8 protein-coding genes and 2 pseudogenes are annotated in these 8,924 nt (G+C 52.2%); 5 read left to right on the plus strand and 5 right to left on the minus strand.

The features are described from left to right. Nucleotides 1–128 precede the first annotated feature (128 nt). The 3 genes and pseudogenes from F7Q90_RS23480 to F7Q90_RS23490 all read left to right on the plus strand — a co-directional run. Nucleotides 129–404, plus strand: a pseudogene (locus F7Q90_RS23480) (PRD domain-containing protein); the annotation flags it as partial. Between the two features lie 126 nt (nt 405–530). Continuing rightward, nucleotides 531–2,384, plus strand: a complete 1,854-nt coding sequence (gene bglF / locus F7Q90_RS23485; protein ID WP_006121933.1) for a PTS beta-glucoside transporter subunit IIABC — start codon at nt 531–533, stop codon at nt 2,382–2,384. Between the two features lie 12 nt (nt 2,385–2,396). Continuing rightward, on the plus strand, nt 2,397–3,791 hold the full coding sequence (locus F7Q90_RS23490; RefSeq protein WP_006121932.1) for a glycoside hydrolase family 1 protein: 1,395 nt from the start codon (nt 2,397–2,399) through the stop codon (nt 3,789–3,791). Nucleotides 3,792–4,092: 301 nt separating this feature from the next. On the opposite strand, the gene F7Q90_RS23495 is transcribed toward F7Q90_RS23490, so the two are convergent. The 3 genes from F7Q90_RS23495 to F7Q90_RS23505 form a co-directional block, all read right to left on the minus strand. Further along, nucleotides 4,093–4,878 carry an MBL fold metallo-hydrolase gene (locus F7Q90_RS23495; protein WP_006121931.1) on the minus strand — a complete coding sequence of 262 codons (786 nt, stop codon included), beginning with the start codon at nt 4,876–4,878 and terminating at the stop codon, nt 4,093–4,095. Nucleotides 4,879–4,970: 92 nt separating this feature from the next. Continuing rightward, nucleotides 4,971–5,471: a GNAT family N-acetyltransferase gene (locus tag F7Q90_RS23500; RefSeq protein WP_006121930.1), complete on the minus strand. Its 501-nt coding sequence runs from the start codon at nt 5,469–5,471 to the stop codon at nt 4,971–4,973. A gap of 3 nt (nt 5,472–5,474) precedes the next feature. Further along, nucleotides 5,475–5,690, minus strand: coding sequence for a putative hemolysin (locus tag F7Q90_RS23505; protein ID WP_237166173.1), 216 nt, complete (start codon nt 5,688–5,690; stop codon nt 5,475–5,477). Nucleotides 5,691–5,794: 104 nt separating this feature from the next. Here F7Q90_RS23505 and F7Q90_RS23510 point away from each other — a divergent pair, with 104 nt between their 5' ends. Then, nucleotides 5,795–6,361, plus strand: a complete 567-nt coding sequence (locus F7Q90_RS23510; RefSeq protein ID WP_006121928.1) for an NADPH-dependent FMN reductase — start codon at nt 5,795–5,797, stop codon at nt 6,359–6,361. A 60-nt stretch (nt 6,362–6,421) separates the two neighbouring features. Here the strand turns inward: F7Q90_RS23510 and F7Q90_RS23515 are convergent, their stop codons facing one another. Then, on the minus strand, nt 6,422–7,357 hold the full coding sequence (locus F7Q90_RS23515) for a flagellin N-terminal helical domain-containing protein (RefSeq protein ID WP_006121927.1): 936 nt from the start codon (nt 7,355–7,357) through the stop codon (nt 6,422–6,424). Between the two features lie 690 nt (nt 7,358–8,047). Next, the gene (fliD, locus tag F7Q90_RS23520) at nt 8,048–8,416 is read right to left on the minus strand and encodes a flagellar filament capping protein FliD (RefSeq protein WP_346265404.1); all 369 of its coding nucleotides are present in this window, start codon (nt 8,414–8,416) and stop codon (nt 8,048–8,050) included. A 334-nt stretch (nt 8,417–8,750) separates the two neighbouring features. Here fliD and F7Q90_RS23525 point away from each other — a divergent pair. After that, nucleotides 8,751–8,924 (plus strand): annotated as a pseudogene (locus F7Q90_RS23525) (IS630 family transposase); the annotation flags it as partial.

Here is an 8,924-nt window from a genome sequence, read left to right on the forward strand (position 1 = left end):
AATGGAGGCGAAGCGCCTCAAGGAGCCATGTCCGGTGTTTCACGCGATAGTGTCCATTAAAAAATGATGGACACTATTTTCCCGGAACCGGAGCCCGCTGCACAGACGGTTTAAATGTGACGCTTACGTATCAACTGCACCTGGAGTACGACGAAGAGTCGCTCAGCTATCAGCGTTTCGTTACTCATCTGAAGTTTTTTGCCCAGCGAATGCTGACCCGCACGGTGGTGCAGGATGACGATGCGTCTTTGCATGTGGCGGTCAAAGACAACTATGGCCTGGCCTGGAAATGCGCCGGAAAAATCGCTCAGCACCTGAATAAAAACTATCAGCGCGAGCTGACAACCGAAGAAATCATGTTTCTCACCCTTCATATTGAGCGGGTGAGAAAAGAGGGGCGTTAAGCCTCAACACAGGATTGTTACTGCATCACGCAGGCAAAACCTGAGTGCGGCCTTCTGACGAAGGACGCCCTCAGGTTTTTTTTAATTCAACAGGTGGCTACAGGCACCGGATGTAAGGAAAACGAGATGGAATACCAGGCTTTAGCGAAGGATATTCTCAGCCACGCTGGCGGAAAAGAGAACATCATCAGCCTTGTGCATTGCGCAACCCGGCTTCGTTTTAAACTGAGAGACAAGCAGAAAGCAGATGCCGAGGGGCTGAAGAACAACCCGGATGTGATTATGGTGGTAGAAAGCGGCGGCCAATTCCAGGTCGTCATTGGGAACCACGTCCATGACGTCTGGCAGGCGGTGCGCAACGAGGCCGGGCTGACTGATGACGCGCCTGTCGTGGAGGAAAAGGGCGACAAGGGCTCCTTATCTGGCCGCCTGATCGACATTGTCTCCGGAATTTTTACGCCATTTATCGGCGTCCTGGCGGCCTCTGGTATCCTCAAAGGGTTGCTGGCGCTGGCAGTGGTCTGCGGTTGGCTCACCACGGAAAGCGGCACCTATAAAATATGGTTCGCCGCCAGCGACGCGCTGTTCTTCTTTTTTCCATTAGTGCTGGGCTACACCGCTGGGAAAAAGTTCGGCGGTAATCCTTTTATCACCATGGTCATTGGCGGCGCGCTGACCCATCCGATCATGATCGCTGCATTCAACGCCAGCCAGCAGCCGGATGCGGTGACCGAGGCGTTTCTCGGCATTCCGGTGACCTGGTTTAACTACAGCTCGTCCGTAATCCCGATTATTCTTGCCGCGTGGGTAAGCTGCTGGCTGGAAAGACAGAGTACGAAGCTGCTGCCATCCGCGATGAAAAATTTCTTCGCGCCGCTCATTTGCCTGGGCGTGACGGTCCCCCTGACTTTCCTGGTGATTGGCCCACTGGCAACCTGGCTCAGCCAGATGCTGGCAAACAGTTATCAATGGATCTATGCACTGGCACCGTGGCTGGCGGGCGCGGCAATGGGCGCGCTCTGGCAGGTCTGCGTCATCTTTGGTCTGCACTGGGGGCTGGTACCGTTGATGATCAACAACGTGGCGGTGCTGGGCCACGACTCTATGTTGCCGATGCTACTGCCTGCGGTCTTCGGTCAGGTGGGTGCAGCGTTAGGGGTCTTCCTGCGCACCCGCGATGCGCGTCAAAAAATGCTGGCCGGATCGTCCGTGACGGCAGGGATCTTCGGCATTACCGAACCCGCGGTCTATGGTGTCAATCTGCCGCTGCGCCGCCCCTTTATCTTTGGCTGCGTGGCGGGAGCTGTCGGTGGAGCTATTGTTGGCTTCAGCGATACCCACGTTTATTCGTTTGGCTTTGCCAATATTTTTACCCTCGCCCAGATGATACCGCCGGGCGGCGTGGATGCCACGTTGTGGGGCGGCCTTTTCGGCACAATGGTGGCACTGGTCCTGAGTTGCGGTCTGACGTTGGTCGCCGGGATGCCAGCGCGCGCAACGCCTAACGGGCACTCATCAGCAGGCAAAAACACGGTGTTATCGCCGATGACCGGCACCGTTCTGGCACTTGACCAGGTACCGGATACCACCTTCGCCAGCGGCCTGCTGGGCAGTGGTGCCGCTATCATTCCGTCTGATAACAACGTCGTTGCCCCTTTCACCGGCGTTGTTGCCTCGCTTTTTCAGACCAAACATGCCATTGGCCTGCTCAGCGACAGCGGCATTGAAGTATTGATTCACGTGGGCATCGACACCGTGAAGCTCAATGGCATCCCCTTTACCGCTCACGTGAAGGTAGGTGACAGCGTGCAGCCGGGCGATCTGCTGCTGGAGTTTGATCGTCAGGCAATTATCGATGCCGGTTACGACCTGACGACCCCGATTATTATCAGCAACAGCGACGAATATCGCGAGGTAGCGACCGTGACGGCAACATTCGCCAATGCCGGTGTACCGCTAATCTGCGTAAGCCATCAATAACAGGAGAACATAATGAAGACTTTCCCGGATGATTTTTTATGGGGTGGGGCGTTAGCCGCCAACCAAACAGAGGGTGCTTATCTGGACGATGGAAAAGGGCTGTCAACTTCTGACGTTCAGCCACAGGGGGTTTTTGGTCCGGTGGTAGAGCGCGTCGCGGGAGACAGCAGTATCAAGGATGTGGCTATCGACTTCTATCACCGCTATCCGGAAGACATCAAACTCTTTGCTGAAATGGGTTTTAAATGCCTGCGTGTTTCGATTGCCTGGACGCGTATTTTCCCGAACGGTGATGAGCAGCAGCCGAACGAGGCAGGGCTGGCTTTTTACGACATGCTGTTTGACGAACTGGCCGCACACGGTATCAAGCCGCTTGTCACGCTGTCACATTATGAAATGCCATGGGCGCTGGTAAAGCAGTACGGCGGCTGGGGAAGTCGTCAGACTATCGGTTTTTTTGAACGCTACGCCCGCACTGTGTTTGCGCGCTACAAAGAGAAGGTGAAGCTGTGGCTGACTTTCAACGAGATCAACATGTCCTTGCACGCGCCGCTGACTGGCGTTGGTCTGCCGGAAACCAGCAATAAAGGCGAAGTGTACCAGGCAATCCATCATCAACTGGTCGCCAGCGCGCTGGCGGTAAAAGCCTGTCATGACATTATTCCTGATGCCAGAATCGGCAATATGCTGTTGGGCGGCCTGGTATACCCGCTGACCTGCAAGCCAGAAGACGTGCTGGAAGCGCTACAGGAGAACCGCAGCTGGCAGTTCTTCGGTGACGTGCAGTGCCGCGGTGCCTACCCGGGCTATATGCTGCGCTTCTTCCGTGACAACGGTATTCAGATTGACATCACCGATGCCGACCGCGAGGCGCTGACATCAACGGTCGACTTTATCTCGTTCAGCTACTATATGAGCGGCTGTGTCACCACCGATGAGGCGTTAAATCAGCAGGCACGGAGCAACATCCTGAGCATGGTGCCAAACCCGCATCTGGCAAGCTCCGAATGGGGCTGGCAGATAGATCCTGTCGGTCTGCGTACGCTGCTCAACGTGCTCTGGGATCGTTATCAGAAACCGCTGTTTATCGTGGAAAACGGCCTGGGTGCGAAGGATAAACCTGACGCGGACGGCGTAGTGCAGGATGACTACCGCATCAGCTACCTTAATGACCATTTAGTACAGGTGCGCGAGGCGATTGACGACGGTGTAGAGGTGATGGGCTATACCAGCTGGGGGCCCATCGATCTGGTCAGCGCCTCCAGAGCCGAGCTGTCCAAGCGCTATGGTTTTATTTATGTTGACCGCGATGACAATGGGAACGGCACGCTGGCGCGCAGCCGCAAGAAAAGTTTCTGGTGGTATAAAGAGGTTATCGCCACCAGTGGTGCATCGCTGGCACCCTGATCCCGCGCGAAAGGGTGAGTCAACTGAACTCGCCCTGACGTTCCTGTGCCGCTACAGACCGGAACGACGGTGCTCATGCGGCCCGCGCGCAGGTGTTGATGACGTTGTCGTTTTTGCTGAATGCGGCCAACAGATGAATCCGTTGATAGCGCCACTGACAGGGATCGTAGCGTAGATGATGAGGCTGCCTCATCGCCGTAAGGGTGAGTCATAAAGCCTGTCTGAGGTATATCGACGAATGAAAAACGTGGGTTAAGCGGGTGATGGCGTTGGCCGCTTAACCGTCCGTCACTGCTCTGTCTTACTGCAGGCAGTCTATATATTTTTGTGCTGAGCGGTTCACCACCTGTTTCGCGTCAGATGCAATATCGCGCCCTTCAAACGCACTATAAAGTCGATCAAAGGCAAAGGGGGTCAGACGCTCGGTTATTGTCCTGATGTTGTCTGCCGGTAAAGGCAGCATGTTGGGATAACTCCACATGAAGGACACAGCATTTGCCCCCGGCGCAACCTGAATAATATCGCCAGACAACAGGATGCCTTCATTTTTTGCCCAGTGCAGTACCGTGCCGCCCGCGAAGTGGCCACCCAGCCGCAACAAACTTATGTCAGGGAGCATAGTCAGGACATCGCCATCCCATAACTGCAGATGTGGGCTGTCACGCACAATCCATTCGCTGTCGCTGGCGTGGATATACAATGGCGCATCAAATATTGCTGCCCAGTCTTGCATGTTGCTGTAATAGTGGGGATGTGAAATCGCAATTGCGTCGATACCGCCCAGCGCACGAATGATATCGACGGTGGCGGCATCAAGGTTAGGTATGCAGTCCCACAGCACGTTGCCCTGTTGTCCTTTAATCAAAAACGCGCGCTGGCCGATGGCAAAATCAGGCACAGACTGCAGGCTAAACAATCCCGTTTCAGGTTGCTGCCATTTGTTGCTGTGCGCGGCATGGAGCGCTTCACTGGATGTCCATTGTTGCCCTGAAGCCGGCACGTACTGACGTTCATCTTCGCAAATTATGCAGTGGGTTGTTTCCATCTGCGAGTAGGCGGTTCCGCATGTGACACAGATCTTTGTCATCCTGTTCTCCCCCGTTAATGTCTTAGATTCATTGTAGAATCTGCATCGGAAGCAGGTTTCCTTTTGTGCTATGCGCGGCGGTTTTGAGGTTGCTAACCCTGATGGCTATAGACAAAAAAATCTTCATCTTGCATAGCAAACTGTGCCACCGGGTACATGCCAAGGCGTTGATGGGCCTGAATTGAACGGCTGTTTTGCGCCTGAATAAATAACACAGGTGCGCCCTGATGATACTGGCACATGTGGTGATAAAGGCGTTTTAATCCCTTTCCCCGTTCAGCCTCACTGATACAAACCGGGCCGTAGAGCCAACAGTGCCACCCCGGTGGCCACGCATGAAGCATCGCGTTAATCATCTCGGGTTCGTGCTGAGTGGGAATGGCGCTAAATAATACGCCGGTAATCGCCTCATCGCGCTGGGCAACCACTGTCCTGGCACCGGCACGACGCAGCATCCCTTCAACTTTATCGGCAGGAAAATCCCCATTCAGTGTGCCGCCGCGTCCGGCCGAGTTTGCCTGAAGCAGGGCTGTAATTCCGGCCAGATCGTGCAGGGTCGCCAGTCTGATAACCGAGCGGTCAGAATTCACCACAGCTTACCCCTTCGATTCGTCACGGCGGTACAAGGTCCATTCCTCGATATGTTCACCCGAAGGCAGCGTACAGTAGCCCACTTCACCCGTTGGGGTTTTTACAATATCGCTTTTTCCGCCAACGGCCAGACAATGCTGTGAGGCAGGATTGGCGAGGTCTGATGTGCGGGTGCGATGATCCGGCGCACAGCCCACGACCAAAATTGATGTTAAAACCAACAAAAATTGCCGCATAACCACTCACTTTTAATCCGTCAGAAACGCCATATTATATTCCAGACGTGGCGTGAAAACGCACTTAGCCATCGAAAAGAGGAACGACAATGTCAGACAAGCCGTTAAAAATGGTTACCTTACTGGGCAGCCTGAGAAAAGGATCGTATAACGCGATGATTGCGCATGCGCTACCGCAACTGGCACCGCAGGGCGTGGTGGTAGAAGCGCTGCCGTCAATCCGGGATATTCCACTTTATGATGCGGATATCCAGCAGGAAGCAGGCATTCCAGATACCGTCACGGCGCTGGCTGAACAGATCCGCCAGGCTGATGGCGTCGTTATCGTGACCCCTGAATACAACTACTCCGTTCCTGGCGGATTGAAAAATGCCATCGACTGGTTGTCTCGCGTGCCCAATCAGCCTTTAGCCGGTAAGCCCGTGGCGATTCAAACGAGTTCAATGGGGGCTATCGGTGGCGCGCGCTGTCAGTATCATCTGCGGCAGATTTTGGTTTTTCTGGATGCGATGGTGTTAAACAAACCGGAATTCATGGGGGGCGTTATCCAGAATAAAGTGGATGAGCAGGCCGGAGAGGTGATCGAGCAGGGTACAAGAGAGCATCTGGCTAAGCAGTTAGCGGCATTTAGCGACTTCATTCGAAAGGTGAGCTGACAAACCGCCGCTGAGTGATAAGAACCACGCCTGTAACAGGCGTGGTTCCTGAATTGGCTCTTAACGCAGTAATGACAGCATCGTCTGTGGCACCTGGTTGGCCTGCGCCAGTACCGAGGAACCTGCCTGCTGGAGGATCTGAGCACGTGACATATTCGACACTTCCGTCGCGTAGTCCGCATCCTGAATACGGCTGCGGGCAGCAGTCAGGTTGGTGACGGTGTTGTTCAGGTTGCTGATGGTGGACTCAAAACGGTTCTGAGACGCACCCAACAGGCTACGCTGACTGTCAACGGCTTTAATCGCTTTATCAATATCTGCCAGCGGTGTGCTGCCAGATGCTGTACCGCCCGATCCACCGGTAACGGCACCTTTCAGTACGTCAAAGCCGATAGCCGCGGTGCTGCGGGCTGTACCATTCACTGTCTGACCGGTTGTTGAACTGGTGTTTTGCACGTTACCAGAAGAGGCGTTACCTGCTGCGGCCAGGTCAAAACTGTCACTTGAACTGATGGTAATTCCGATCGTTTGGCCATCCTGTGCACCAACCTGGAAGTTGTAGGTGGTGCTGCCTGAACCGGTGTTCAGTACTTTGAGTCCGTTAAAGTCGGTCTGCTTGGTATCGCGGTCGATTTCCTGCATGCGCTGGTTAACTTCAGCCTGAATCGAATCGATATCCGAAGCAGAGTTGGAGCTGTTCTGCGCCTGTACGGTCAGATCGCGGACGCGCTGCAGGTTGTTGTTTATCTCATCCAGCGCACCTTCCGCTGTCTGAGACAATGAAATACCGTCGTTCGCGTTACGCGCAGCAACGGTCAGACCGTTGATGTTTGACGTAAAACGGTTTGCAATCGCTTCACCCGCGGCATCATCTTTTGCGCTGTTAATACGCAGGCCCGATGACAGACGTTCAATAGCGGTACCCAGAGAAGACTGAGACTTATCCAGGTTATTCTGAGTGATGAGCGACAGAACGTTAGTGTTAATCACTGACATGATAAATTCCTTCTAAGGAGAACGTATGATTTACGCATTATTATTATCGAAACGAAACCACAGAACTTTAATTAAAAATCGCCAGGTAAGATTAATTCGTGAATAGCAGAAGTGCCGTTTTAAGCGAAAGGAAACGCCTGCGCTCTCCTTGTAAAAAAGAATTATTGCCACACATCAAATACAACCAAATTACTTAATTCCTTAACCTTAAAAACTTTTTGTTACAGCATTTACTGTTAAATAGCACGGATAATTAAATATCAGAGAAAGTCCCTGATGCCAGGCGGTTGCTTTATTTTCTTCCTGCTTATGCATTGATAAGAAAACCTGTATTAAATCTGTCTAAGAAAGCCCGCCAAGATATATCATTACTTGCATTTAACACTTTGAAATAATGAAAGTTATGCGTAAATTTTTTTACGTTCTGGCGCAACGTGGTCAGAGAGGATGAGCGGTATTGCATTGCAAAGCAAGTGGGCAGGGTAGCATGGCCCAATCACTGCTGCTGGTTTCACAGAAACGGAAGAAATTAATCTAAACCTGTATTACGTATGACTCAGCTCTGAAAGAGAGTGGTAAAGCGTTACCGCTATTCAGAAACAGTAAAGCAGAACGATGAAGGGAAGATAATGACCAGACAGATATCTTTTACAAGATATCTGTCTGCAGAGTAATAAGATAAGGCGGCTATTACATTTTTGCGAATTGTGCAGCCAGATAGTTACCGGTCTGCGTCATAGAAGAAACCAGCGTACTCAGATTGGTAAATTCCGTTTTATACTGCGCCATAATCGTGGTGATTTGGTCGTTAACAGTATTGTATTGATCTGAGAGCTGCTTCAACGACGTATTAATCCCTGTTGTGGCGTTCGAAACGGTACCATTACTCGCCAGCATTTGGTTGAGATTATTCGTCACCTCTGTCGCAAAGCCGGTTGTCTTTCCATCGCCGGTCAGAAACGCTAAAACATCGGCGGGCTGATTCGTCAGCGCATTATTCAGTTTCGTACTGTCCACGGTCAGGTCACCTTTATCATCCTGTGGGCTTTGTTGAATAATAGGTAATCATTCTGTTTTGTCTGCACTGTTTTGGTAGAAAACGCTGATGCCAGACAGAACACCGTCATACGCAAGCATGTAACGCATTGATTTTATGTTATCTGAAACAACCGTTTTCATAGTACCACAGCATAAAATCCATTTATTCAACAAAGCCCATCCTGTGTAATGCCCAGTTGAGACAGCTCCTGAATATTACCCGACTGAGGATCAGAAAACTGACTGCGCAGGCTAAATAACTGCTCGGAATAGTAGATCCCTTAGAGGGAACTCAGTCCGGTTTATGCGATCTGATCAATCGCTGAATATCCCAAATCACCAGCCGGACTGAGCAATGTCGATCATAGCACCAATACCCAGAACCGAACGACGCCTGATGCAGAAAACTATCCATAAAACAAAGGACAAAAACCACGCCCGGCGGCTCACCGCCATGCTGATGCTGCATCGTGGTGACACCGTCAGTCATGTTGCCAGAACACTCTGCTGTGCCCGCTCATCGATTGGT

This window comes from Pantoea stewartii subsp. stewartii (assembly GCF_008801695.1).
GTDB classification, from domain to species: Bacteria; Pseudomonadota; Gammaproteobacteria; order Enterobacterales; family Enterobacteriaceae; genus Pantoea; species Pantoea stewartii.